A 26,233-nucleotide genomic window follows, 5' to 3' on the forward strand; every position below is an offset into this window, starting at 1 on the left:
AAAGGACCCTCAATGACAAGCGAACTCAATCTTTCCCTCTCCCGTCGAGGGGCACTGTTAGCAGGTGCAACCGCATCGGTCGCGGCTGTGGCAGCTCCTGCAGCAGCTGCCGAGAGGGAGAAACCAAGAAACCAACCAAACGGAGCAAGCGAAATGGCTGGAGAATTTGTTAGGACGAAAGACGGCGTCGAGATCTTCTACAAGGACTGGGGTCCGAAAGATGCGCAGCCAATCCACCTTCATCACGGTTGGCCGCTTTCCGCGGATGACTGGGACGCACAGGCTCTATTCTTCCTTAGCAAGGGCTATCGCGTGGTTGCGCATGACCGTCGTGGGCATGGTCGTTCGACTCAGGCGAGCTATGGAAACGACATGGATCACTACGCGTCGGATGCATCGGCTGTCGTCGAGCACCTGGATCTGCGCAATGTAGTTCACATCGGTCACTCGACGGGTGGCGGCGAAGTTGCGCGGTATGTTGCCCGCCATGGCCAGCCGCAAGGACGCGTTGCTAAGGCAATTCTCGTTAGCTCGGTGCCTCCGATCATGTTGAAAACCGCGAGCAACCCAGGTGGTGAACCAATTGAGGTATTCAATGGCTACCGCGATGCACTCGCAGCCAACCGTGCTCAGTTCTACATCGACGTGCCTGCAGGACCGTTCTACGGCTTCAACCGTCCTGACGCCAAGGTATCTCAGGGCGTGATCAATAACTGGTGGCGCCAGGGCATGATGGGCAGCGCACAAGCTCAATATGAAGGCATCAAAGCGTTCTCTGAGACCGATCAGACAGAGGACCTCAAGGCTATTCGCGTCCCTACACTCGTAACCCAGGGAACCGATGACCAGATCGTTCCGTACAAGGACGCAGTTCTGCTGCAGCACGAACTGATCAAAGGTAGTGAAATGAAGCTGTATGAAGGGTATCCGCATGGAATGCTCACGGTACACGCCGACGTAATCAATCCGGATCTGCTTGCCTTCATCAAGGCGTAAACAAGTAGATCCTCGGACATGCGGCAAGCCAATGGCAGGCCGCATGTCTTTCTATTCGACGACCCAGCTTGTGGTGCCTGAGTTTCAGCTACCACAATCCCCTGACCTTGGAGAGATATCTTGGGTGCGATTTCGGAAAGCAAGTCTGTCCCGCTCGATGTCGAAGACGTCGCGCTCGAGACAAAATGCCTTAGCCGTAAACTAGGCTCAAAGCTGCTTGTTGATAGCGTCAGCGTTAGAGTCGCCAAGGGTGAGATACTAGCAATCACGGGACCAAGCGGAGCGGGGAAGTCCTCATACCTTAGACTGTTGAACCGTATCGATGAACCGACTTCTGGCGAGGTCTTCCTATACGGGAAAAACTACCGGGACTTTGACACAACAACTTTGCGCAGACGGGTCGGGATGGTGATGCAGAGCGCCAACCTCTTCCCTGGGACCGTTAAGCAAAACCTCCTTTTTGGTCCCGCTCAGCGAAACGAAAGTATCAGCGATGATCGGGTCGACGAGCTTTTGGCACAGGTTGGTCTCCCTCACTACGCTTCAAAGAATATCGACACATTGTCTGGTGGAGAGGCACAACGCGTTTCGTTTGCACGAACTTTGGCGAATAAACCGGAAGTTCTCTTACTTGACGAACCAACATCCGCGCTGGACGAGGAAACCTCTCGCGAAATCGAACGTTTGGTCGTTGATATTGCATCTACTGGGTCGATGGCCTGCCTGATTGTTACCCACAACCTCCAACAAGCCGCACGGATAGCGCCTCGTACGCTCTTTCTTGAGCACGGAAAGGTCGCGAAGTTGGGTCTCACGAACGAGGTGTTGGATGCTTACGGATCTCATTAACGACCAGGTCTTGATCGGGCTCGCTCAGGCCGCTGCCGCGATAGTTCTCGTGTTGATTGTGGTCACTGTTTGTCGCCGCTTCAACGTTGACGTTTTGAGCGAAACGCGGATCTCATTAGTCCGTGGTTTGGTGCAGATGGTGATTGTCGGCTTACTTCTGGCCGTATTCCTAAAAGGAAATCTACTTGTTGGCGCAGTCATCCTCCTTGGCATGGTGGTCGCCGCGGCTGTGACGGCTTCGCGCCGTTTCAAAGAACTCAAATACGCATTCGAAGTTTCGCTGATATCAATTGGTGCAGGCGGCGGCACAGCTATTGCGTTTATGCTTCTAACGAAGTCCCTGGATCCGAGTATCGCAGTTTTGGTGCCGGTGGGGAGTATGATCATTGCAAACAGCATGAATGCGTGTGCACAGGCCATTGAGCGTTTCAGATCCGATGTCTACAGCCATATTGGCCAAATAGAAGCAGCCCTCTGTCTTGGCGCAACTCCATCTAAAAGCGCCGCGCCCTATGTTCAGGCGGCTGTGTACGCCAGCCTGCTACCGAGACTAGATATGTTGAAATCGCTTGGCTTGGTTTGGATCCCCGGGGTTATGGCTGGCATGATGGTTTCGGGTTCCAGTCCGCTTTACGCCGGGATTTATCAGTTCATGATAGTCGTTATGATTCTTGTCGCCTCCGGGATATCTGGAATGGGCGTCGTTGCATTAATGCAGCGACATGCATTCTCATCGACAGGGCAGCTACTGCTGCGTCCCGCCAGAGATGATGCGATCGAAGCGTAGGGACACTGCGGCTAGTCAAACACGGCTAGCCTGTCAACGGCTCCGCGGTGCGTCCCCACCTATACAAAGGTGCATGTGAACGATCCCATCGTCCAATCGAAATGGTTCCCGTCCCGAAGCAAAATCGCCTCAGTGTTGATAAGCTGAGGTATTACGTTTTGGATCCGCAATTCAATAACAGTGTCCGGAACCAGGTCCTGTCGTTCCCGATCGTGGTTGCTTCGTATCCCGAGCAAATTGAGATCAAACCTCTACCGAAGCCAAGGTATTGCGGAAGCCTCACGATTTGGCAGCGCCGACGTGTGACGCAGTACATCGAAGAGAACCTTTCGAATATCATCCGAATCGAAGATCTTGCGGACTTGGTCCGCCTGAGCCCCGGTTACTTTACAACCACATTTAAGACCGCTTTCGGAATTTCTCCCTACCAATACATAATTTCGCAACGCCTTGATATGGCTAAGTATTTACTACAAAATACAAACCTGCCTCTCTGCGAGATCGCAATCGACTGCGGCCTCTCTGACCAGTCCCATCTATGCAATCTGTTTCGACGAACCTTCGGCATGTCGCCTAGCAAGTGGCGCAAGCGGCAGGACGGGCTATCCTCGTCAGTTTCCGCCCCGACAAATACCTCGGAGCTAGCAATCCGCTGACGGTGCACCGTCCCAAATCATTTTCAAAGAGTGCTCCTTCAATTGTCTGGCGCCATCGCAGCGGCTGAATTCAGCACGATGCATAATACCCTCGTTTTCCAGGATAATTCATGGACACCGCCGCGCGTGATGTCAGCTCTTCAAAGTCTAAGAAAGCTACTCCATTCTTAGTCCTTGGAGCCATCGGGGTCGTCTATGGCGATATCGGGACAAGTCCCATCTATGCATTCCGCGAAGCCCTCAGACCACTAGCAGAGGTGGGAATTTCACGATTTCACGTCATCGGCGTCACCTCGCTGATGATTTGGACTGTGACGATCATCGTCATGATCAAATACGTCCTCTTCTTACTGAGGGCAGACAATCACGGTGAAGGCGGAACGCTAGCGCTCGTAGCGCTCATTCTGAAAAGAACGAAACGACATTCCCACCTCATCGTCCTTATAGGAATACTTGGGGCTGCTCTTTTTATTGGGGACGCAATGATAACTCCGGCACTCTCCGTGCTTTCAGCGCTAGAGGGTTTTACGCTGGTAACACCGATGCTGTCACCCTACTTACTGCCGCTCGCGGTTGCTATCATGGTAGTGCTCTTTCGGGTTCAATCCACTGGGACAGCGGCGGTTTCCAAGTTCTTCGGACCTATCATGCTGCTGTGGTTTCTCATCATGGGATTGGGCGGCATCATCCATATAGCGGACGACCTATCGATCTTTACAGCACTGAACCCGCTCCATGGTCTCAACTTCGTCGCTCATACTAGAGGAGCGGGGTGGCTGGTCCTTGGCGCAGTGTTTCTTACCGTCACGGGAGCCGAGGCCCTCTACACCGATTTGGCGCATTTTGGTCGAAAACCGATCCAACTTGCCTGGTTCTGGGTCGTCTTCCCCTCCCTAATCCTGAATTATCTTGGGCAAGGAGCCCTAATCCTCGCGCAACCGGCCGCTGTAGTGAACCCATTTTTTCTCCTTTATCCAGAATGGGCGATCCTACCCATGGTTCTACTGGCTACGATGGCGACCATAATAGCGAGCCAAGCCGTCATTTCGGGCACGTTTTCACTTGCCCGGCAGGCCATGAACCTATGCTTTCTACCTCCCCTCAGGGTTAGCTTCACGTCGCCCCTCAACACCGGTCAAATATACATCCCGATCGTGAATCTGGTCATGGCAATCGGCGTACTGAGTTTGATAGTTATCTTCAGATCGTCCGCATCCTTGGCCGGGGCTTATGGATTATCGGTTACAGGCGCGATGGTACTGACCACGTTGCTGGCTCTGTTTTACCTCCAAATCGTCAAGGGCTGGCGGCTGATTTGGGCATTGTCCGCGCTGTCGCCGTTGATTGTTCTCGAAACGATATTTTTCGGAGCAAATGTTCTCAAGATTGCTGATGGTGGATATGTTCCGGTACTCATAGCTGGCTTGCTTTTCATCGCCATGCGGACTTGGAGACGCGGCGCCATGTATGTGGAAGCCCAAGATGCGGAGAGGTCGATCCCGCTTAAACCAATTATTGCGGAGCTCGCGCAGAGATCAGCGAAATCGCCTTCGATTGTGGAAGGAACAGCTGTCTTCTTGACCGCAAGGACGAACATGGCCCCTACCGTTTTCCTGTCCAATCTCAAGCACAACCACGTTTTGCATCAGCGTAATGTGATTTTGACCGTGAGGACGAGTGAGCGCCCTTACATACCGACATCGGAACGGATGAAGATCGAAACGATCTCACCACGCTTCATAATGATCCGGCTGACGTTCGGCTACATGCAGCCGCATGACGTCCTGAAAGGAATCTCTTTATGTTGGAGTGCTGGATTTCAGTTTGATGTAAATTCAACCTCTTTCTACGTCGGGCGAAGAAAGTTCATTTGCGATCCTGCAGAACGTGCGGCATGGCAGGACCGGTTGTTCATCGCGCTTTCGGTGATCGCGGTTGATCCATCGGACTACTTTGGCTTGCCGAGCGACCGGGTGGTCGAACTCGGCGAGCAAATCACTTTGAAACTGGCCCCTGCTAGCCGCTAACCCAACAAATACATCCTTCTCATCTCGCATCCGCCAACGGAAAGCGCTTCGTGAAGGACTGGATAAGCGTGATTGCGTGTTCCAGGAGCAGCTCTGTCGCTCGTAAATCAGTCCTGCTTCGCAGCGCGGAAGCCTTCAGCGATCCCGCAACGAAAAGCGAGTTCTTCTCGGACTGAAAATCACCAGCGTCCTTCGCGATGCGTCCGTAAACCTCCAACGAGCTCACAACAGTTGTGATCAGATTAACGCGTTCGGAGACGGTCATTGCGTAGAGCGTCTTAGGCTCATCCTGCATGCTAAATCTCTCACTCTAGGAAATCTGGTGATCCGGATTGATGGGGAAAATTGCGCTCCGGGCACAACAAGAGATGGCGATTAAAAAATGGGGATGCAAGTGCCTCGTAATTTTTGGCCGTGGGCCTCAATCCGGACATGACAGATAATTTGTCAACGTATCCTGCAAGATTTCTAAGGCTGTCATCGGCATATCAGGGTCTGAAGGCATGGCGGGCAGACCAAGTCCCGTCTCAACAACCCCGACTTGGTCTCTCTAACGCTTTACCGATGCTGGATGACAGAAAATGAAGCCGACTACATTGGATGAGGCCATCGCCTTTCTCGCTAGACGAATTATGCCGCTTAGCGCCACAGCTACCGTGCATGTCGCTCAAGCTGTCGGCTATATATTGGCTGAAGACATCCATGCTCCCGCATCGCTGCCGCGGTTCGATAACTCCGCGATGGATGGTTACGCCCTCAAGCAGAGCGATATCGATGACGAAGGTATCGCCAAGCTTAGCATAGATCACGTCATAGCTGCCGGTTGCTCGTCAGGCTTCGAGCTTCGGTCAGGCAGCGCTGCTCGGATCATGACCGGGGCGCCGGTTCCAGTTGGTGCTGATCGCGTCGTCATGCAGGAGAATGCCGTCATCGACGGGTCCGCGGTAACCTTACGGATAACTGATAACTCCAAGTTCCACATTCGCCGAGTAGGTGAGGACGTTCGCGAAGGTCAACAAATCCTCAAGGCGGGTACAAAGCTTCACCCAGGGAACCTCTCGCTCCTGGTCGGTTTGGGCTTCCGCAGCGTGCGAGTAACAGTCAGGCCGCGGGTAGCAATCCTTTCGACCGGAAATGAATTGGCGGATAGCCCAGATAAACTGGTGCTGGGTCAGATTTATGACACCAACCGGCCAATGCTGAGTTGGATGCTCGCCCAAGCTGGTGCTGACGTCACCGACTTGGGGATCATTCGCGATGATCCAAGCTCAATCCTATCGGCGTTGGCGTCAGCAGCCAAGACGCATGATCTGCTGATTACCTCAGGAGGAGCATCTGAGGGGTTCGCGGACCACCTAAGCGACGTCGTTACCCGGCATGGATCACTTGAGTTCTGGAAGTTGAACATGCGTCCAGGGAAACCAATCGGTTTCGGAGAAATCGAGCACTGCCCGGTTTTGGTGCTGCCTGGGAATCCGGTTGCCGCAGCCGCCGGTTTCGCAACACTGGGTCGGGCAATAATCCAAGGACTCGTCTGTAGGTCATGCGCAACCCCTTCATATATCGCCCTTCCTCTGTCGGTTGGCTATTCCAAGCCAGCCGAACGGGTTCAGCTGCTGATGGGAAAATTTCGCAGGCGGCAGCACGATAATGCCATCATCGTCGAACCGCTAACCCTACAGAGCTCGTCGAGCTATCGAGCGCTGTCGGAAGCGGAAGTATTCATTCTGCTCGGAGCCGGAAAGACGACGGTGAGCGCCGGAGACTTAGTCGCTGTCGTGCCACTATGGCAGCATTGGGAAGATCTTCTGGGTGACGCGAAGCTTCTTCCCAGCTGACTGCGTAACCACAAACAACCATGTCGCAAGGCATCGATTGCCTGGCGTAACTCGTAAGCAGCGTGATGCGAGATAGAAACCTAACGGAACAACAGGAGTTTCCCGTGATCATTAATCTTCGAGCGAAGACAGCTCTTTTTTTCGTAGTGCCGCTGTCCATGACAGCTGTATTTCTGCTCGATATCCTGGGCCCATTCGACCCATTCATCAGCATCCTATATCTGCCTGTAATTGTTCTTTCGACCCGAGCATTTTCAAACACTGGTGTCTTCTATTCCGGCCTCGTAGCAATGGTAATGACAAGCGCCAGTTTCGTCTTGTCACAGGTCGAGGGCTTTGACGGGATGACTTCTCGGCAATTCGCGCTCATAGCGATCGCAATTGCTGCGACAACAGTCCTAACGGCCGGATTGGCACCACGCCGACCACATCGGACAGATTTGCGGACGCCGCTCCAACTTTAAAATTCGTCCTTTCAATCAATAATCATGGAGCGCACCATGCTGCACCCCACTCTCTTTACACCACTGCGAATAAGAGAACTTGAGATCGAAAATCGTATCGTGATCGCGCCGATGTGTCAGTATTCAGCCCTCGATGGGCGCATGACCGATTGGCACCTAATTCATCTTGGCCAACTCGCTTTGTCGGGTGCTGGTCTACTGACGATCGAGGCTACGGCGGTGGTGCCAGAAGGGCGGATCACTTACGCGGATGTGGGACTGTATGATGACGCCACGGAGCTGGCGATGTCCAAGATGCTCGAGGGCCTTCGGAAATGGTCTAATATACCTATTGCAATTCAGCTGGCTCACGCCGGACGGAAGGCTTCAACGGACGTACCTTGGCATGGCGGCAAGCAAATCATGAAAGATAATGAGAATGGATGGCAGACGGAGGCACCATCCGCAATCTCATTCAACCCAAACAATCCTGCTCCAGCTGCCTTGAGCCGGGAAAGAATGGATGAGCTTGTCCACGCATTCGCGTCCGCGGCACGACGGGCGGACAGAATAGGAATAGACGCCATCCAGGTTCATGCAGCACATGGTTACCTGCTCCATCAGTTTCTGTCGCCACTCTCCAATACTCGTCAAGACGAGTACGGCGGTAGTTTGGAAAACCGCATGCGCTTCCCGCTTGAGGTGTTTGATGCAGTACGTAGAGTTTTCCCAGTAGAAAAGCCTGTCACCGTACGCGTATCTGCAACAGACTGGCATGCTGGCGGTTGGGATATTGAGCAGACGGTGGCATTTGCCAAGGCTATAGAGGCCCGCGGTTGCGACGGTATCAACGTATCGAGTGGCGGTCTTCATATGGACCAGCACATAACCGTATCGCCAAGCTATCAGGTTCCGTTCGCGCGTGCAGTTAAGTCCGCTGTAAAAATACCGGTCGTTGCAGTCGGCCTGATTACCGAGCCAGCACAAGCTGAGGCGATCATCGCAACTGGTGATGCAGACCTGATTGGTATCGCGCGTGCCGTCATCTACGACCCTCGCTGGCCCTGGCATGCCGCCGCGGCACTCGGCTGCGAGGTATCCGCCGCGAAACAATATCTGCGCTGCCAGCTTTCCGGATTGAAGTCGCTCTTTAGAACGTACTGAGATCCGAAGGCGCCAGCCGAACTTTAAATTCTGTTCAGAACATAAAAGTAGCGCGATTGTTTCGCGCTGCTTTTATGTTCAATTCTCTCTGTCTCAGTAATCGCACACCAATTTCCGATATGGGTTTCCCAGCCAATCGTAGCGCCATTCTGGATAGCAACCGCTGTACCCCACGTTGGTGTTAAAATAGTAGAAGGGGTGATCGTGATGGTGCCATCGCGGAGGATATGGTCGATAGCTACCAGGATCGCCGGTTGGATAGTGCATTGGTGCATTAGGATCGAACGGGGCGTTTCCGTGATGATGATGACCACCAGGCCAGCGACTTCCAGACCAATTTGACCCGGCCCCCCCATCGCTCCCATGGTGAGATCCACCGTGATGGTCTTGAGGAGCACCATGCCCATGGTCGTGGGCAAGTGCTGGGATCGGGATGAGTGCCGACGAGACAACCAACAGTAAAGCCGAAAGCGACTGTCGGGTATAAGAGCATAATCGTGACATCTGCTTCTCCGTAAGTATCGAAAGTGCAACCAGCGGCGATTGCGCTTTGATGTTACTTGAAGCCATTCCCGCTACTATCGGACCTACGTGCAGCCTGACTATACGGACGTCTTATACGTTCACATCGGATTAGCGACTTGCATCCGTAGACTACTCAGTCTCTCGCTATGTCCACGTCCTAAGCAATGGGAATATGGGACCTTTTGCCCATTTCGTCAGGTGCCTCAACCTGCGATGGTCATTTCCGAGATAAGTCCATCATGCAGTTCGATTGCAAATGATCCGGTTCCATTGAACCCGTCACGGGCCAGGGTGGCGGTCATTGCCGCGAAATGATCATCACCCGATGTAACGATTGGGTTGAGACGCGCGTGGACTCCGATGAGCTCTTCCTGCGACCACGAACGGATCTCTTCATGTCCCTCGTAGACTTGTCCCCAGTCATCGATCCGGCCGTTAGGCGCGAATAAGGAAAGGAAACCCTCGGTATCCTCTGCATTTACAGCTGCGACAAGGGCGTCGACAATTAGTGGCGATTTCATTTGAAAATCCTCGATTTGTGGATGCGGTATGAAGGTATCTATGTGCGCTAATCGGCGACATAATTCAGAGAATCGTAGACGGTTCACCAGCTCGGTTTAGGTGTTCTCGATTGTACGAGTGTAGGCTCGCAATGCTGGCGCCAGCATCCTGTGGTCGCATGTTCGCTACTTGCAGCATGATCTCGTCCGAAACGGTCATAGGCGTCTCCCGGTAACTACGGCACGCGTTTCAACAGCCGCGTGCGAAGGCAGCGCGACGTAGCTTCGCATTTTGCAAGCGAAGGCATCAGTCCGAGGTGTATATGATCGATGAGAAGTCCGACACTAGACTGAGGTATGGGTGAGTATAGGTCGATCTGAACTGATCGATCTCAGAACCATCGTCGTTAGGGGCCGTTGCGGCGAGCTGGAGGGCGGGGTTAGGGATTCGTGGAAACCTCAGCTCATTCAATCAACTCTAGCTTGGGCCGAGCGCAATCGCTGTTCGTGAAGCCCCCACATCGAGGTCATGATCAAGATGCGTTTTCCGAGTTTCCTTCAATACCAAGCCTAGCTTTTACGTACGATCTGTCCGCGAGACTTGCAAAATACGCACATGCACTAATTTGGACCTGTAGCGGACTGGAGGATCGTGTGATCGATTGGCGAGAAGTGAAGGCAGCCACGAAGAAGGAACAAGCGGCGGCCTTGTGTTGCCGCATTTCGTCCTTGCGTGAATTCCAGGTTCTTCTCATCTCTAGTCTCGAAACCAATCGGTGGATCCTGCCGAAGGGCAATATTGAGTTTAAGGAGAAAGCCTACCGGTGTGCCCAACGCGAAGCCTTTGAAGAGGCTGGAGTGGAGGGAAAGATTAAGAAGCGGCCCCTCGGCTGCTACCGGTATCTTAAGGACGGAGGCATAGACACTGAAGTCAGCGTCCACCTGCTCCGGTTGATATTGGAGCAAGACATATATCCAGAAACTGGCCTTCGCCAGAAGCTCTGGACATCCCCCGCTAAGGCTGCCGACTTAGTCCTCGAACCCGATTTGGCTGAGATAATCGCGACATTTACGGACCTGACCAAACTGGTTTCCCAAGATCGAAACATTTTGCGCAAATCGGCCCTAAAAAAAATGTTCAAGGTATTGGATAGACCTCGCATTACCCCGCCATCTCAATTTAGTGGCTAGCCGGAGCCTCAAGTTTCCAACTACTTTCCTTCGTTAGGATGCACCCTTCACCGGCCGCAGTAGTCATTGCAAAAGGATTGCCGGAGGCAACCTTCAAGAATTGGCGTCTGCAAACGAAAAAATTATCGCATGGACGACCGCCCTAGTTCCTGTCCGTAGGCAGCTATCTCGTGACCGACGACGATCCTCTCAGCGTTGAAACCTCTCAGAGCGTGTTCAACATTAGCACCTTTGCGAAGGTGGGTTCGAAGTGACATGACATCGCCAGCAGCCTTGGCGACACCCATCGCCGTATGTGGGCGAACAACGAATGCCGCATCCCCAATAAGCGCCGTCGATCGCCCGCTCATACGTTCTGCTTCATAATCAAATATACCTTGTACGGATGGAGTTTCTTCCGCGTTGATTGCCACGGCAAATTGAGGTGGAAGCAAACGCGCCGCGTCTTCGCGCAACTGGCTGCGTCGAACCTCCGAAAGCTCTCCGCGAGCAAGGGAGAATCTCGAGGATCTACCGGATATCCCAGTAAATGTTCGTTCTAGATCAGCTTCATCGACAAACCGATACCAAACCCAGTTATAGCGCCGCCCACCATTGTCTATCTCGCCATCGGCTCCGGGCACGAGATAGCCGAGCGCATGATTGCCAGGCGCGATGTAGAAAGCAAAGTTTCCAGGTAACGGGGACGCGGAGGACGGAAGCGTATTCTCAGGGACGAGACCCCGCCACGCGACGTAACCTGCGTATCGACTGTTGATATCGACATTGATGGCCGACCTCACCAAGGAGCCAATGCCATCAGCACCTATAACTAGGTCAGCTGCCTCACTCGTACCGTCATCGAACTCGATTAGGGAAAAACCATTCTCCTCTCGCACCGTTTGGACCGGCTTGCCGAGGACATACTTTTCATTGCCGAGTTTAGACACGACAGCAGAATATAGGCGATCCCATGAGATCTGCATCTGTGGTGTATGCATGCGTTGGCTGACTGTGCCAGATTTCGTGAGATAGATTCTATGATTGGATACGACGCCGAACGTAGCTAGATGCTCGACACCGATTTCGCGCAGGATATGAAAAACCTCCTGCTGCGGGACAAGTCCTGCTCCTCGTCCTGCGAAACCGGTCGAGGAGCGCTCGTAAATTTTCACATCATGACCGTCACGGCCAAGCAGAATTCCAGCGAAAAGCCCAGCTAGCGAGCCACCCACTATTCGAATACGCAGCGCTTTCACGATCGCTTTCCCTGCTGATCACCTTCGGTTCCCCGACGATGTTCGAGTGACTTTATGAACAGGGCCGCGATCCCGAGTGCGCCACCAAGGATAGCCACACCGATCCAGCCCTCATAGCTCCAGGCCGCCGAGGCAAGTGCCGCACCCGCGGAGCCGCCAAGGAACATTGCCGTCATGAAAATCGTGTTGAGCCGACTGCGAGCGTCTGGATCAAGCGCATAGACAATATGCTGGTTCGACACGAGTGCGCTCTGAATTCCGAAGTCGAGAACGATGACGCCGATCACGAGCGCAATCAATGAAGTCCAGACACCGAACATCAACCAGGCTGCGATTGTCAGGATAATTCCGAGCCAAACGACAAAGTGCGGTCCCTTACGGTCGGCGACCTTGCCTGCAAGCGGAGCGGCGAATACTCCCACAGCGCCGACGATACCAAAAAGACCAGCAACATCTGCGCCAAGGTTGAATTTTGGTGTCGCAAGGTAAAGAGCAAGAACAGTCCAGAAGGCTGTGAACGAGCCGAAGAGAGCGGCCTGCATAAGGGCCGCGGTCCGCAGCGCACTTTCGCGCCTCCATAGATGAGCTAGCGACCTGAGGGCGCTCTTGTATGCCATACGAGAGACGGGAGCGTGGTCAGGGAGCGTTATATACATAAGTGCGGACGCTGCCAAAGCCATCGGTACTCCTAGCCAGAACATCTCGCGCCAACCAAAATGCTCGCCGACAAACCCGGACAATGTTCGAGAAAACAGAATGCCGGACAGGACACCCGCCATAACGGTGCCAATTGTAGATCCACGTTTTTCCGGATCCGTTAGAGATGCCGCAAACGGAACAATCTGCTGGGCAACTGTCGCGCTCGCGCCGACAAACAATGATGCTACCACGAGCGTCCCGGCCGTCGGAGCAAGAGCTGCCAATACAAGTGAGAACGCCAGAATAAGGAACTGGCCCACGATGAGCTTGCGTCGATGGACGATGTCGCCAAGTGGCAAGATAAAGAGAAGACCGAGTGCATATCCAAGCTGGGTGGCCGTGGGGATAAAACCTGTGATCTGCTGCGGGAAGTCATCTTCCATGATCCCGAGCATCGGTTGGTTGTAGTAGATGTTGGCGACAGCAATGCCGCTAGCAGTAGCCATCGCGTAGAGCGCGGTTGCCGAAAGTTTCGTCCCATGTCCCGCTCGCGATGCTGTATCTATTGTCATGACGAATTCCGTAGCTGTGCATTGAAGTTGAATTGTCGCTTTATGTTTTGACCCCGCCTCTATTCGTTATCTTGGACGTTCAGCTTCAATTCGACCGACTTAACGAAGGCCCGCAACGTCAGCGTGTTCGGTGCTCTGCGGAAATTTCGATACGAAGCATCCTCAGAGTTTCGGAGTCGGAAGAGAGAAGCGTTCAATAGCGGTGTCATGGCAACGCTCGATACCTAAAGCCCCCGACAACCACGATGTTTCGCAGGGAAACAGGTCGCAATCCTATCCTGATAAGGTCTCTGGTGCCTAAATGATGCCTTTGTTTGGCATCAGGTGGGAACGATGAAGGATCTACCCACATTGATCGTCGGCATCCTGGCCTTCTTAGCAGTTGGCTATGTCGTGATGCTGTTTGGCGGACAGTGGTGATTACGCGGTACTCACCACATCCATCTTTCCTCAACCCGGCATGGGTTTTGTCCGACGGTAGAAGGCGTGTTTGCCGTTAAGCTCCGCCAAGTTCACTGCGGATTTCACCAACCATTCTTCCCGTAGAATCCGAAAAATTCAGGCCTCATATCGGATGATGGAGAAGTGGATCGACCGATTTTGGCATTCCAAAATCACTTTCTTTCGCAGTCGGGCAGATTGTCGAGCAAGCCAATCAGAAGTGCTTCAAGATTGGCCTCAGCAACGAGAAACAGATACTTGCAAAAAAATTGAATCGAAATAGCTTTCGCATCCAAGGGTAGATGGGGAAGTGACGTGACTGGTGGACAGATAGCAGTTTTAGTATTCATACTGGGTATGCCCGTTTGGGCAATTGCTGCAACGATCATAGCCTGGAAGCATTCCGCCCGCGCTAAGGCCTCGCGGGAAAAATTGACCAGCTTGGAGCAACGCTACAGCTCGATTAGCAGCGAAGAAGCAGAGGTAGAACGCCTGAAAGAGGTGGCGAATTCACTTTCGGAGAACATCTCAGCACTGAGAGACTCGTACACAGATAAGAAAGCCTTGTTCGACCGCCTTGCCAAACAGGTTGCTATATTTGACGAGAAGCTGGCCTTTGCGGAAATGGGCGTTTACGAGCCCCACTTTGATTTCAACGATAGTGAGCAGTACAAGCAAGCGATCCTAGAAAATCGAGAACTCCAAAAACGGATGGTTTCGACTAAGTCTGCCGCGATTGCTAAAACCGAATGGACTGTCAGCGGTAGTAAGGCCAAGGGCCAGACGATGAATAACCGCAACGTAAAGCTGGCTCTTCGAGCGTTTAATAACGAGTGCGACGCCGCCGTGGCAAATGTTCGCTGGAATAATGCGAACGCCATGGAGAAACGCATAGTCAACGCACGGCAGCAAATAGATAACCTTAATGCTACAAATGATATTGAAATAACTGAGGAGTACCTTCGCTTGAAGCTGGTCGAGCTTCAGCTAACGCATGAGTACCGCGAAAAGCTTAAGGCGGAACGAGAGGAACGCGCCGAAATGGCACGCGCCGCTCGAGAGGAGCAGAAATTTATCCGCGACATGGAACGTGCTGAGGAGGAGGAAAGCCGCTATCAGCGGTTACTCGACAAAGCTAAGGTGGATGCAAACAAGGCATCGGCGGACAAAATCGGCGCCTTCAACGAGAAAATCCAGATGCTGGAAAAGGATCTTGCCGAGGCTCATGCGAAATTTGAGCGGGCCCAAGCAATGGCGGAGAAAACGCGCTCCGGGTACGTCTACATTATCTCGAACATCGGCTCCTTCGGCAACGAGGTCGTAAAGATCGGCCTGACTCGACGCCTAGACCCAGCTGATCGTGTCCGCGAACTCGGCGACGCTAGCGTGCCCTTCATCTTCGATACCCATGCGATCATTTACAGTGACGATGCTCCTGCACTGGAGCGAGCGCTACACAACGAGTTCCAGAAAACGCGCATAAATGCGCAAAATTTTCGGAAAGAATTCTTCCGCGTGTCGATCGATGAAGTCGAGAATGCCGTGCAAAGGCTCGCCCCTGGTGCACCATTTTTCAAGGATGTCGAAGCTCAAGAGTATCGTGAAACATTGGCGCGAAGAAACGCAATGCTAGCGGCGATTGAACCTCCGGAATTGGTCGCCTTCCCAGCAAGCATCTGAGCCTTTCAAGAACGAGCCGAGTTCCTTCATACCTTGCAGACGAAAACTAGGACGTCTTTGGAAACAAAGGCGTCACGTTGTCGGCGTCAGCTTGCACAGCACCGCGGGCATCCGTCTTAGCGCCTGTCGGGCCTTGCACGTTTTGCAGGATCCTTGCGAACCGATCGGCCTGGTTATAGAAATCCGGCTTCTCTGGAAGGACTAATCCAAATTTTTCGCACACCAGTGTGATCAGATCCATCGCCCTTACGGCGAGCTGGGTATAGCCTGCCACTCTCCGCTCGAAGAACCCATCGTGAGAACTCTTCGAAAGATCGAGGCTATCCAATGCGTTTTCGAGATTAGATACCCTGTTTGAAAACCACTGGATCTCTTCACCAAGTTCGGTGCCAAGCAGCTGCCAGTTCACATCCTTGGGAAGCGCGAGGACCGGTTCAGGCACATGAAATGCGAACTCAATCTCTTCAGCCGGATTGAACTCGGGCTTGTCGTGAACTGCTGCAAAACAGGCACCCACATAGTCATCCAGGGCAAGGACTGTTACCATTGCAAGGCTACGTGCATTCTGTTCTGATCGGCTGGGCTTGAACAAGCTGCCGCTCACCGTAAGAACAGAGCGAGCGCTCGCGCCGATGGCATAGCTACCTGCGCCAATTAGCGCTCCCAACGTCATTATGCCTTGAGTCGTGCTAAAGAAGTCGGTCACCAGATACTCCAGTCATAGAAGCCCGTGCGGCATCGCCCAAACCAAGCGGGAATCACGCTTTCAAGAATGATTTTGCCTGCCTCTAAGTGAAAAACAAACCAAGACCGCGCCTCTCGAGGAAATCCACAGGGAAGGAAAGCATTCTTTTACAGAAAGATGTTGACTGTCGGCCCATCGTTCAAGGCGGCTAGTCCTAAAGCGTGGACAGTCAAGTGGAATAACCTTGCCGACACTATGGGGTAAGACACTCGTTACATATCCCGCACCCATCTTCCTCAAAACAGTCGCTCTGTCGATTCCGCTGACAACATTCACAAAAAAGCGTTGAAGACCAACGGCATGAGGCGTCAGGCGGTAGTATCTCGATGAATTCGTCGCCGATTATGGTCACCATTCTATCCTTCACAATCCTTGGTACCAAAATTGCTTCTTAAGATGGGATGAAAACTAGCGACCGCAAGGCAATCAAAGATGACCCTTTATCGTCGTGCTCGAGTAATTAGAGCAATCGTCTGCTAGCCGCCTCCGGGAGGAGATCGGTCCTGCTCAAAGCGATCTGAATGATCGAAGGCGAATAAAACGGTTCGGTAACTCTAGGTTACGCGCGTCGTCGCAGACGCACTGTCGCCACCACGGTCCGAATGGCCGACAATTCTACGCGACACGCCTCACTGAGATGTTCTTGACATCGCTAATACAGCATCGTGCGCTGTGGCGGCATCAAGGTTGATCCTGATATTGCGTCCAATCGAAAGGTGACGTTTCAGCGAGGATCTGGGTTCGAGCAGCCTTCATCACTTACGCTTCGGAAACCGTCCAACCATGCAACAAACCGGAAATCGGATATGTCTTGAATGTACGGGCAAACCAACGGACTCCGCCCCATTTCAGCGGCTTCCCTACCTTCCGCGAAAATCTGCGACCGCTGCTCTTCCTTGATTTCATTTGTTTTTGTCATGCCTCAAATTACCATGCAGCCTCCATGAGATCAGCTATACGTGAGTTCAGTCGCTTATCTCTGGGTATGTATGCATGACGTTCGCGACCAAACTCCTTTTCCAGACGGCGAAAACCGCCCACACGCGCGGCGCGGACGGTTTACACCTCAGCCAAAATAGACAGCTGTTTAGAATTTCACGCCGACGCCGACCTGAACGATGTTCTCTTTGAAGTCGACATTGCGACCAAGAAGTTCACCACGACCGTAGTCGTTGTAACGATATTCCAGGCGTCCAAAGACGTCGTTGGTGAAGGCGTAGTCCACACCGCCGCCAACAGTCCAGCCATTAAGCGTGTCGTCGTCGTTGCCAACAGGAGTCTTCAGCTTAACGTTGGTGGCAGCCCAACCGCCTGCTGCGTAAATCAAGGTGCGGTCGAAAGCATAGCCAACGCGGCCACGAATGGAACCACCGAAGCCGCTTTCGAGCTTGAGGCCGCCGCCATACTTCTTGTCGGCCCAATCGTAGTTGATATCGCCTTCGAGACCGGCGACGAAGTTATTGGATAGCTGCCAGTTGTATCCAGCAAAAGCACCGAGGCGCCAGCCGTCAAAGCTGTCCGAACCCAGGCCAGTTGCTTGGCCGGTGCCCCAGCTATAGCCGGTGTGGCCACCGACATAGGCACCTTCCCATGAAAAGGCAGGCGAAGCATCGACAGCTTCCGGCGCGGAAGGAATTTGATCGACAGCGTCTGCAGCGTATGCGGCAGTCGAGGCGCAGAGGGCAGCCATGGAAGCTGCGAGAATAAGAAGGCCCTTCATGGGGTGAAATCTCCAAATCGCGTTGTCTAGTGTCATTAAGAAGCGACGCAGAAGGTCACTGGCCACAATGTCACGAGGCCAAAAAACATCAGCCACTGGATTCGCGATTGTAGATTCCGACACTATTCACCCCAGAACACGGTCGAGAACGCCTCCGACAACCCAGTGCGACATATCTGCAACAAGACTCAGATCGATGTAGGGATTACGGAAAACCTGGTGGTTTTAGCTGTCGGAATGATCGGGCCCACCGGAAGTCAACACTTCACGCCCTTTCTTAGTGATCTTGGCACGTGTCATGGCCAGAACGTAATTCTCGGAGCCTAGTTGGACCAACATTTCCTTATTCGAGCGTAATCGCTCAAGGAAATCTATGACTTCCTTTTCATGATCGCCAATTATGATTGTTTCTTTTGGCGGCATAAGGTTCCGTGAATTTGAAACTCAATTTCCTTACCACCATAGTCCGCTCACAGGAAGCTCGCTCGCGTCCATTTAAGAGATGCCAGTTCCAGACTAGGTGTCATTAACTCTTTATCAACCATAGTGGGCAACGCTCTCCGGGGTCACAGGAGAGCATGCAATGACAATGGCATTCCTTCTAGATACCTGCGTCCTAAGCGAGAGCAGTAAGCCAAAGCCGCACCCATCGGTAATAGACTTCTTCAACAGCGCAGAGGACTTGATCATTCCCGTCGCAGCACTCATGGAGCTTCAGATGGGGATAATGAAGGTTTGTGAAACGAGCCCTTTAAAGGCGGTTAGACTCAGTAATTGGTATCAGAGGCTTACTTCCGGGGAAATCCCCATCGCCCAAACAGATCGTCTAGTTTGTGAGGTATGGGGGACGCTCGCGGCAGATCCACGCCTTCGCCATCTGGTCATTCCTCGGCCCGAGACCAAAAGACTACGAGCGGGCCAGGATATGCATATCGCAGCGGCGGCCCTGGTTCATCGGGCCGCGATAGCCACTTTCAATGTAAAAGACTTCCTCCTCATTGACAGCTACTACCCTTTGCCAGGGATCTACAACCCGATGGAAGGGGTATGGCACACGAGGATGGAGCCACTCTACGGTGGTCAGTTGCTAAATGCTCAATAGTTTTGACGGTTGAAGGCCGTGGCTGCCACAGTACTACAAGCGTGTTGCTGGCTGATAGATGATGTTCAGCGAGCAATTTTTGCGTATGCAGCAAAAGAGTAAAGCTCTTCAAACAGCTGCCGATCCGCCCGGCCTTCACTGGAGAGAGCCCTCAATGCAGCTTTCTGCACACGTTTGATGGGGACCTTTTCGCAGCGTTCGCGTACGTAAACGTACAGCTCGTGAGCACTTAGTCCCCTTGAAGCGCCTTCAATCAGCAAGTCGTGGATAGCATCAAGCTTCTTACCCATGGCGGCTAATCCCAAATCGATCGCGACAATTGTCAATGCGACAGGCACGGGAATGGTTGCACCCAATCCTCCATCAAGCAACGCGACGATGAGTTTTTCCACTCTTTGTCGCGCCAAAGAAATTCAAGAAAGTGTCGTGCTTCAGGCCTAGTCTGGGAAGCGGTGCAGCATCTGTCGAAGCTGTTCGTTTTGGACAGAAAGCCTGGACGACAACGCCCGGCGAAGTTGCGCAATCTCTACGTCAAGCTCCGCCATATCTTCGTTAGAAAGATGAGCCCTGGTCTGCGGCAGATCTATGATTGGTTGTCTGCCCGGTCTGACTGGTGCCTCGTATGCGATTGCAGGAGACAGCACCATTCTGTCAGCGATTAGATCGTCCTCATCGCTTTGAGCTGCTCCACCAGCCCCGGAGACCGCGCTGTCCAGACGCTCATCCATGATCTGGGCGGATGATTTCGCCGCTAGCGGCACATCAATTGGTGCATCAGCTTCGATAGGAGAACGGTCGGTCATCCCGACATCTTCGGTATGCGGCACCGAACTGCTTGCCCCGTTAACGCCTGCGCCTATCGGATCATCAACTCCGATCACTGGTACCATGACTGGCGGAGCGGCATGGTCGGCACTAGGGGTTTGAGCTACCGAAACCTGAGATCGCTTACCTTCCTCACTCTCGGCAACACGGATCTTCAAACTGATGATATTTTGGGCTGGCTTTTCGACGTTGTTTACTTGCGGTGACTTTCGCGAAACCAACTCGGTTAGAAAATTCCAGGGCATCCTCATGGCGAAACCATCCTTCTCACTGTTAGCGCCAAAGCCAAAAGTGTCGGACCACTCCCAAGCCTAACACCTCTGAGGGAATCACTAGATTCTACTGCCTCAAAAGTGGTTAGGTCAATTTAGTTACGCATCTCGGATCCAGCACGCCATGAGGGTCGGCTACATTCCACCCTAACGGCCAGCAGAGAGTTCGCATCGTTCAACCTCCTCCCGCACCGTCCGCAGGGCTGCCATCACATTGAGCACGGCAATGTGCGCGGCTCGATATCGTTCTTCATCTGGAGCCTTCAACGCGAGCCATTCAGTAAGCCGCACGGCCTCCTGGAGGTGATGGCCCTCGGCGGCATCAAGATGCCGGACAACCTGTCGGCAAACGCTACGCTCTGCGATTGGATCGATTTCATGTTGCATTTTAGCTCCCCGGCGACATTGGTTGTCTGCAGACCACTCATTCGTCCTCATCAGGCAGCTCACGCCACTCACCAGTCGCCTTATCGAGGACGATGACCGTGCTAGGCTTCGCATCCAACGCTCGAAGCTCTTGGTCCGCGTAGTAAGGCAACTCAATGCCGTGAGCATTTGCACGCTCCATCGCCTGACGTCCGGCCATGCTCAGCCGCCGAGCCGCACGCTGGAGGCTCAGGGCGCCGATCGACCACCCTTCAAGAATTGTGCGTTCGTATTCGGGGTGGCCCTTCCTGAAACGATCCCGATCCCCCGCACGAAAAATCGACACCGACTTTAAGATGCAACCGATGGCATCTTCATCTGATAGGTATCCAGCCTCAAAGCCAGTTTCACCTGGCCAATCTTCGGCATGCCACCACTTCGGTCCCTTCGTGCCTGTCTCATTGCTTCCAATCTCGATCCGCCAGTGAGATCCCCGCGCACGAAAATAGAAAAGTTGGCCGTCAACTTCTCCTTCCGCTTGCACAGGGCAATAACCGGCTAACTCCTGCAAGATGAAATTTGACAAACTCTCCAACTCGTCGCGCGTACGCGGGAGGAGGCTCAACCGCTCCAGATTAAATGGCGCATCCGGATTCTCAGGCTCAAATTTCAGATCATATCCTTTTGCCTGCAGAACTTCGAACAGGCTGCTAAGCTGTGAAGTCTCGGTCGGCTTCCAACCGTCATCAGCGATATTGTAACCCTCAGCTTTGGCAAGCAATTCAATATCTCGAACTTCTGAGGTCGTGGCGCCAGGCACCTGCACAACGTGGGTCGGATCACCGTTCGACCAAACCGTTTTCCAGTAAATTTTCAATTTACTCATCGTCGAACCCTTTGATTGCTTGACTAGACAGATCAATCACCAAGCCAGGGCGAAAGCCGACAACATCCACCTCTCGGTGATAGCCGCGCGGATTGCATAGCACCCTCGTGTCCCCCTCAAGATAATCCGAGAAATGATGGATGTGCCCATGAATCCAGAATTGCGGTCGCCAAGTGTGGATCAGCTCGCGCAGATCGGAAGCGAATGCTGCATTCGTAATGTGACCAATAAATTGGGGGCTAAGTGATCTTGGCGATGGCGCGTGATGCGTCAATACAACGGTCGTTCCATCAAACGGCACCTCTAGTTGGCTTTGAATGTACGCACGGCTAGCCAAATGGCGTTCAAGCAGATCATCTGCGGAGATCAGATGCAGCCCGCCGTCCTCCCGTCTCTGCGGCAGAACAATCTGATAGAAATCCATCATGCGTCGAGTGCATTCTCTGATCGCCAGGTCACGACGAGCGCTAAGCGGTAGGTGTCCCTCAGAATGGGCATCGATCTCGAAGTCGGTCCAGAGGGTTGCCCCGATCACCCGGACACCATCCTTCTGAAATACCCCGTTCTCCAGAACATGTACGTTCGTGCCGATGGTAGCGTTGCGAGCGTACTCAAGTGTTCCGTCGATTGAAGATCCATAATAGTCATGGTTGCCCAAGGTCGCGACGACGGGCATATGCGGAGCGATCTCAGACTTCAGATAATCGATGGACCTTTTGATATCATCCGTGACGTCACCTGGATAAATGCAGATGTCCGCCTCTGGGATGATGAGGGGCCGCGGATGTAACAGGTCCAGTCGAGAGGCGTGTAAGTCGCTAATAACCCAGGCCTTCATGACCGGATCTCCTGTTTGGTGGATCGGGTCGTTCGTGATTTCCGAGTTGAGGGGTAAATATTGGGTCGCTTCAAATTGCTGGTTTCACGACGCAGTTCATCGAGCCTGGCGGGCGACATGCAACCGTGCTCATACAAATCGTTTACGACCTTGAGAAGGAGCGTCTTTTGCTCTCGAAGGATCTCTTCTGAGCGCTTCATCTCCTCGGAAAGGATCGAGTCGACGCGATCAACCAGCCATGGGACTTGCTGATTTCCAATGGCATCCCACGCGGTTCCGGTTCCCAGCTGCAACAACCGGTTGCCCATTCCTAGTTTTGTCTCCATTAGCAAGGCCAGATCGGTGGCCGCGGCGAGATCACTGTCTCGCCCAGCGCCTGATCCGTGGCCATGACTGCCCAGCACCAAGCGTTCGGCGGCCATGCCAGATAAAAGGATGCAAATCTCATCGCGATACTGCTGCGCGTTGCCGAACAAATTCATGGGCCGTTCGAACACCGCGCTCCCAGCGGACTGGGTCCTAAAACGAGGATTAAGTTGATTGCGGATAAATGCGCCCAAAAATTTCCCGTAGTCGATGACAGTTCCAACAATGGTATGCCCTGCCTCATGGATCGCCACGCATCGCCGATACTCACCAACTACATGCAGCATCTCCGGTAGGGTCGCTGAAAGGTCTGTCAATTTGAGCGCCCGCGCTTCCCGTCTCGCGTTTTTTTTGCCATCGCGGACGAGTTGAGCAAGATCGGCACCTGCCATCCCTTCCGTCTGAGGGCCCAATTCCCGAATATCGAAAGTGAGGTCCCGCCCCAGAAGTTGACGTAGGATTGCTAACCGATCCTCTTCACTCGGCAGCTTGATAGCGACATGTCGATCAAGTCGCCCCGGCCGAAGGACCGCAGGGTCAATCTTGTCCGGGTGGTTCGTGGCTCCGACTACCACCACCCCATCCCTAGACGCAGCCCCGTCGAGGCACTCCAAAAGTGCGTTCACGACTTGGACCGAATAATTGGCATAATCACCGCTGAAAGCTTCTCGACTTCCGACGGAGTCAAGTTCATCGATGAAGATGATACTTGGCGCCTCATTTGCAGCGGCTTGGAAGTCTGATCTCATTGCCTTGAGAAGGTCGTTGAGACTGCCTTTGGCCTGCCACTGACTGAGTGAGGTCGCAACAAAATTAACTTCGCACGTCGCTGCCAAAGCTTTCGCAAAGACAGTCTTCCCGACCCCTGGCGGGCCGCTAACAAGCAAACCGCGATCGACGTCAGACCATTTGAGCGATCCGCGTTTCCATCGTTTCAGATCATCCGCTAACTGTAGACCCCACTGCTTTGCTTCGCCGTAGCCGTGAAGCTCATCAAGTCGCGGACTACTCTCGATCGAAGGAACTACGCGAGTGGTTTCTGGAGCAAACCTCTTCAGTCGTTGAAGGCTATCTGAAATAGGCCGGTCCCGCCTGAGGGCGCTAACCATGATATCCCGAGGATAGGTCAAAAGCCTCGATGCTTGGCCCGTCGTGATGGATAAGTCCAATGCCGTCCTGCACGCTTCTCGCAGATCGGCGGGGGTCACCGACTCCATCTGCACGGTTGCATCAGCCGCGACAAGAATCTCGGTTGGCAGGATCGGAGTTTCGGAAATGACGATCGCCCGTCTTTTCGGGAAGCATGCGGACTGGAAGGATGCCTTGATCCTTTCGGGTTTGTCCTTCGCCGCGACCAATAGATAACCTGATGTGAGGGAGCTCGATGCCTCGAGGTTCTCGTTGAGATAAACAGTGGCTGAGGGCTCAAAATCCTCCGCTGATTGCGCGGGCGGCGTCAGTAGTACCAACAACCCAGGAGCGCCCAAGGCGAACGCGGGTTGAGTGTGAATTGAAGCAAGGAAGATACGGTGGAAAGCGTGATCGAGGACGCCCGAGCCGATTTTCTCGGTTCTGGAAAATACAGACATAGTGGTTCCTTCGCCGCCAAATAGCGGTCGTAAAATGACAGGGGGGATTGTGGGATTCAGTCGAGTATGCGTCGGACGATCGTCTCGGGTCCGATGAGCCGCTCGTCTAGATCCATCGAAACGAAGCGATGCAAAACCATCGAAGCTAAACCAGCCATCGGTTTCGTTTCGCGAAATACCATCAACGCTTCCGCCACCGTCAGGCTAGAGCACTCATCAAGCGCGGCAAGGAGACGAATTCGGTCTGAAAGCGCGGCTTCGTAACGAGCATAGCGGAGGAGATCCTTGGCATTCTTCAGGCGAACGCGCGGAAGCGATCGGCTCTCTACCTGCTCGTAGCTGAGACCAGCGGTCTTGGCAGCACGTTGCGCCCAATCTGGTGGCCCCTCCTCTCGGACGCCGTCCAAGAGGAATGCTCCCTGCTTGCCCTTAATCAGGAAATCGGGGCGGTACGTCTGACCTTTGTGGGAAAGCGCCACAGACCTGCATGACCACGAAATGATATCGTCATTGACATCAAGAATACATGCAACGTCGCGGGCCAATTGGTCTCTGAATAGGACCGGGCCCTCACAACGAACTGTGCTGAGTGGATAGAAAATCTGTACGGTATTCAATGACGCACTGGAGTGCGAAGAAGAGATGCTCATCGTGAACCCTCAAATAGACATGGAACCGAATCCCCTGTTCGGGGAAGTTCAATGGCCTATTCGTATCGTGGGTCGAGCGATCTTGGTCATAAGGAACAAATACGGAACGAAATCGATCCTGTCAACGACTTAGTTTCGTGCCACGGTTCGCCGCGGCTTCAAGGGCGAGCCTCCGACCTACCCGCTGCGTCCCTCGCTTGGGCTCATCTTCCAAAGCTCCAGCCGAGGAACATTCGTGATGTTCGACGAAACACGGTCAGCGGCCAATTCGCCAATCATCAGCTCACCGAGGCGGTGTCCGTATTGTCGAAGGTCAACACGGTAGGACGTCAACGAGGGCGACAAGTATCGGCAAACAGGGTTTTCTCTGAAGCCAATAACCGCAACATCGCGCCCGGGCTCAAGTCCGCTTATTTGGAGCTTTTGATACAAGCCCATCGCCATCGTTTCCTGAATGAGAAGGACTGCATCGGGTCGAGGATCAATGTCCAGTAGACTACTGGCGATTTCATGTCCTCCGGCGATCCTGTCGTAAGGTCGAAGAACCAAGGTGTCGTCATAGGGTAGTCCCGCATCATTCAACCCGCGTCGATACCCTTCCAGAAACTTGAAATTGCTATTGGTTTCCTGAGACGTCAGTCCCAGTACAATGCGAGTCCGACCCGACTTAACGAAACGCCTGACAGCGTCCGCGGCAACTGAACCGAAATCAAGATCGAGAGCTGCATAGTCTCCCCTGGTCTCGCTGCTTCCCAAAGCAACAAATGGAACCTGAGCCTTCAGTAGATAATCAACCCGCGCGTCATATCGTTGAATATTTGAGATAATAAAAGCATCCGCTAAATGGCGGTCCACAGCGCGGTACAAAAACTCATTTTGATCCTGATCCGACGAGCATGGCAGGATAATTAAATCCATTCCGGCACTGGCTAATGCTCCTTGGAGCCCCTCACTCAAGGCCATGAAAAAGGTCTCGCCCGCTACCGTACGCCCAATATCAGTTCTCATCGTCAACGCGACAGTGTTGGTACTTCCGCTTCGGAGGCTTCGACCTGATTGATTAGGTCGGTAGCCCAACCTTTCCGCCTCCGCGCGGATCCTGTCACGCGTCTCCAGACTCACATCAGCGCTATCGTTCATTGCACGCGAGACAGTGCTGATTGACATCCCCAACTGAGAAGCCAACTCACGTATGCCTATGCCTGAGCGCTTGCGCATGCTGTCCCTTTTTTATCGTCCGATAGCCTTCTTGACACGGCGAGGCTTGAGTGACAACTTCCGGAAACGTTTCCGGGAGGCGGAATTGCTTAATGTGCTGCGCGACCATG

General features: G+C 53.3%; 26 protein-coding genes and 1 pseudogene. 10 read left to right on the forward strand and 17 right to left on the reverse strand.

What is annotated here, in order from left to right; all coding sequences use genetic code 11:
• Positions 1-12: 12 nt before the first annotated feature.
• The 5 genes from GGE33_RS15430 (at position 13) to GGE33_RS15450 (ending at position 5,315) form a co-directional block, all read left to right on the forward strand.
• Positions 13-996 (forward strand): alpha/beta fold hydrolase, encoded by a 984-nt coding sequence (locus GGE33_RS15430; RefSeq protein ID WP_183824624.1) that lies wholly within the window; start codon positions 13-15, stop codon positions 994-996.
• 120 nt (positions 997-1,116) lie between these two features.
• Complete coding sequence (locus GGE33_RS15435; protein WP_210303675.1) at positions 1,117-1,845, forward strand: ABC transporter ATP-binding protein; 729 nt, start codon at positions 1,117-1,119, stop codon at positions 1,843-1,845.
• The gene (locus GGE33_RS15440) at positions 1,826-2,632 is read left to right on the forward strand and encodes an ABC transporter permease (RefSeq protein WP_183824627.1); all 807 of its coding nucleotides are present in this window, start codon (positions 1,826-1,828) and stop codon (positions 2,630-2,632) included. Before GGE33_RS15435 ends, GGE33_RS15440 begins: the two co-directional genes overlap by 20 nt.
• A 101-nt stretch (positions 2,633-2,733) precedes the next feature.
• Complete coding sequence (locus tag GGE33_RS28000; RefSeq protein WP_394353654.1) at positions 2,734-3,288, forward strand: helix-turn-helix domain-containing protein; 555 nt, start codon at positions 2,734-2,736, stop codon at positions 3,286-3,288.
• A gap of 110 nt (positions 3,289-3,398) precedes the next feature.
• Complete coding sequence (locus GGE33_RS15450) at positions 3,399-5,315, forward strand: potassium transporter Kup (protein ID WP_183824633.1); 1,917 nt, start codon at positions 3,399-3,401, stop codon at positions 5,313-5,315.
• 19 nt (positions 5,316-5,334) lie between these two features.
• Here GGE33_RS15450 and GGE33_RS15455 read toward each other — a convergent pair whose 3' ends face one another.
• Positions 5,335-5,610, reverse strand: coding sequence for a hypothetical protein (locus GGE33_RS15455; protein ID WP_183824636.1), 276 nt, complete (start codon positions 5,608-5,610; stop codon positions 5,335-5,337).
• Between the two features lie 286 nt (positions 5,611-5,896).
• Here GGE33_RS15455 and GGE33_RS15460 point away from each other — a divergent pair, with 286 nt between their 5' ends.
• The gene (locus GGE33_RS15460) at positions 5,897-7,153 is read left to right on the forward strand and encodes a molybdopterin molybdotransferase MoeA (protein ID WP_183824639.1); all 1,257 of its coding nucleotides are present in this window, start codon (positions 5,897-5,899) and stop codon (positions 7,151-7,153) included.
• 500 nt (positions 7,154-7,653) lie between these two features.
• Positions 7,654-8,760: an NADH:flavin oxidoreductase/NADH oxidase gene (locus GGE33_RS15465; protein ID WP_183824642.1), complete on the forward strand. Its 1,107-nt coding sequence runs from the start codon at positions 7,654-7,656 to the stop codon at positions 8,758-8,760.
• 23 nt (positions 8,761-8,783) lie between these two features.
• Here the strand turns inward: GGE33_RS15465 and GGE33_RS15470 are convergent, their stop codons facing one another.
• Both GGE33_RS15470 and GGE33_RS15475 read right to left on the reverse strand, forming a co-directional pair.
• Positions 8,784-9,161 carry a hypothetical protein gene (locus GGE33_RS15470; RefSeq protein WP_183824644.1) on the reverse strand — a complete coding sequence of 126 codons (378 nt, stop codon included), beginning with the start codon at positions 9,159-9,161 and terminating at the stop codon, positions 8,784-8,786.
• Positions 9,162-9,488: 327 nt separating this feature from the next.
• The gene (locus tag GGE33_RS15475) at positions 9,489-9,806 is read right to left on the reverse strand and encodes a nuclear transport factor 2 family protein (protein WP_183824647.1); all 318 of its coding nucleotides are present in this window, start codon (positions 9,804-9,806) and stop codon (positions 9,489-9,491) included.
• A 633-nt stretch (positions 9,807-10,439) separates the two neighbouring features.
• Between GGE33_RS15475 and GGE33_RS15480 the strand changes: the two genes are divergently transcribed.
• Positions 10,440-10,976: an NUDIX domain-containing protein gene (locus tag GGE33_RS15480; RefSeq protein ID WP_183824650.1), complete on the forward strand. Its 537-nt coding sequence runs from the start codon at positions 10,440-10,442 to the stop codon at positions 10,974-10,976.
• A 122-nt stretch (positions 10,977-11,098) separates the two neighbouring features.
• Here GGE33_RS15480 and GGE33_RS15485 read toward each other — a convergent pair whose 3' ends face one another.
• Both GGE33_RS15485 and GGE33_RS15490 read right to left on the reverse strand, forming a co-directional pair.
• Entirely contained in the window at positions 11,099-12,214 is a 1,116-nt protein-coding gene (locus tag GGE33_RS15485) for an FAD binding domain-containing protein (RefSeq protein ID WP_183824653.1), read from the reverse strand.
• Entirely contained in the window at positions 12,211-13,425 is a 1,215-nt protein-coding gene (locus GGE33_RS15490; RefSeq protein WP_183824656.1) for an MFS transporter, read from the reverse strand. Before GGE33_RS15490 ends, GGE33_RS15485 begins: the two co-directional genes overlap by 4 nt.
• A 756-nt stretch (positions 13,426-14,181) precedes the next feature.
• Here GGE33_RS15490 and GGE33_RS15495 point away from each other — a divergent pair.
• Positions 14,182-15,546, forward strand: a complete 1,365-nt coding sequence (locus GGE33_RS15495) for an SNIPE associated domain-containing protein (protein WP_210303682.1) — start codon at positions 14,182-14,184, stop codon at positions 15,544-15,546.
• A 46-nt stretch (positions 15,547-15,592) separates the two neighbouring features.
• Here GGE33_RS15495 and GGE33_RS15500 read toward each other — a convergent pair whose 3' ends face one another.
• The 3 genes from GGE33_RS15500 to GGE33_RS15505 all read right to left on the reverse strand — a co-directional run bounded on the left by GGE33_RS15500 (position 15,593) and on the right by GGE33_RS15505 (position 18,011).
• Positions 15,593-16,252 carry a hypothetical protein gene (locus GGE33_RS15500; protein ID WP_183824658.1) on the reverse strand — a complete coding sequence of 220 codons (660 nt, stop codon included), beginning with the start codon at positions 16,250-16,252 and terminating at the stop codon, positions 15,593-15,595.
• 763 nt (positions 16,253-17,015) lie between these two features.
• Positions 17,016-17,210, reverse strand: coding sequence for an Rmf/CrpP family protein (locus tag GGE33_RS28005; RefSeq protein ID WP_394353653.1), 195 nt, complete (start codon positions 17,208-17,210; stop codon positions 17,016-17,018).
• 168 nt (positions 17,211-17,378) lie between these two features.
• Positions 17,379-18,011, reverse strand: coding sequence for an outer membrane protein (locus tag GGE33_RS15505; protein ID WP_183824661.1), 633 nt, complete (start codon positions 18,009-18,011; stop codon positions 17,379-17,381).
• A 589-nt stretch (positions 18,012-18,600) separates the two neighbouring features.
• Between GGE33_RS15505 and GGE33_RS27855 the strand changes: the two genes are divergently transcribed.
• Positions 18,601-19,113 (forward strand): PIN domain-containing protein, encoded by a 513-nt coding sequence (locus tag GGE33_RS27855; protein ID WP_343062496.1) that lies wholly within the window; start codon positions 18,601-18,603, stop codon positions 19,111-19,113.
• Positions 19,114-19,178: 65 nt separating this feature from the next.
• Here the strand turns inward: GGE33_RS27855 and GGE33_RS15515 are convergent, their stop codons facing one another.
• The 9 genes and pseudogenes from GGE33_RS15515 to GGE33_RS28010 form a co-directional block, all read right to left on the reverse strand.
• Positions 19,179-19,505 carry a hypothetical protein gene (locus GGE33_RS15515; protein WP_183824668.1) on the reverse strand — a complete coding sequence of 109 codons (327 nt, stop codon included), beginning with the start codon at positions 19,503-19,505 and terminating at the stop codon, positions 19,179-19,181.
• A 45-nt stretch (positions 19,506-19,550) separates the two neighbouring features.
• On the reverse strand, positions 19,551-20,189 hold the full coding sequence (locus tag GGE33_RS15520; protein ID WP_183824671.1) for a hypothetical protein: 639 nt from the start codon (positions 20,187-20,189) through the stop codon (positions 19,551-19,553).
• Between the two features lie 168 nt (positions 20,190-20,357).
• Positions 20,358-20,597, reverse strand: coding sequence for a hypothetical protein (locus GGE33_RS15525; RefSeq protein ID WP_183824675.1), 240 nt, complete (start codon positions 20,595-20,597; stop codon positions 20,358-20,360).
• Between the two features lie 37 nt (positions 20,598-20,634).
• A complete protein-coding gene (locus GGE33_RS15530) occupies positions 20,635-21,462 on the reverse strand; it encodes a hypothetical protein (protein ID WP_183824678.1) in 828 nt (275 codons plus the stop codon).
• Entirely contained in the window at positions 21,455-22,300 is an 846-nt protein-coding gene (locus tag GGE33_RS15535; RefSeq protein WP_183824682.1) for a metallophosphoesterase, read from the reverse strand. Before GGE33_RS15535 ends, GGE33_RS15530 begins: the two co-directional genes overlap by 8 nt.
• Positions 22,297-24,255 (reverse strand): AAA family ATPase, encoded by a 1,959-nt coding sequence (locus GGE33_RS15540; RefSeq protein WP_183824686.1) that lies wholly within the window; start codon positions 24,253-24,255, stop codon positions 22,297-22,299. Before GGE33_RS15540 ends, GGE33_RS15535 begins: the two co-directional genes overlap by 4 nt.
• A 56-nt stretch (positions 24,256-24,311) precedes the next feature.
• Positions 24,312-24,800: a hypothetical protein gene (locus tag GGE33_RS15545; protein ID WP_246436140.1), complete on the reverse strand. Its 489-nt coding sequence runs from the start codon at positions 24,798-24,800 to the stop codon at positions 24,312-24,314.
• Between the two features lie 282 nt (positions 24,801-25,082).
• On the reverse strand, positions 25,083-25,868 hold the full coding sequence (locus tag GGE33_RS15550) for a substrate-binding domain-containing protein (protein ID WP_246436143.1): 786 nt from the start codon (positions 25,866-25,868) through the stop codon (positions 25,083-25,085).
• A 108-nt stretch (positions 25,869-25,976) separates the two neighbouring features.
• Positions 25,977-26,123, reverse strand: a pseudogene (locus GGE33_RS28010) (LacI family DNA-binding transcriptional regulator); the annotation flags it as partial.
• Positions 26,124-26,233: the final 110 nt, after the last annotated feature.

Source organism: Aliirhizobium cellulosilyticum (genome assembly GCF_014198105.1).
Taxonomy (GTDB): Bacteria; Pseudomonadota; Alphaproteobacteria; order Rhizobiales; family Rhizobiaceae; genus Neorhizobium; species Neorhizobium cellulosilyticum.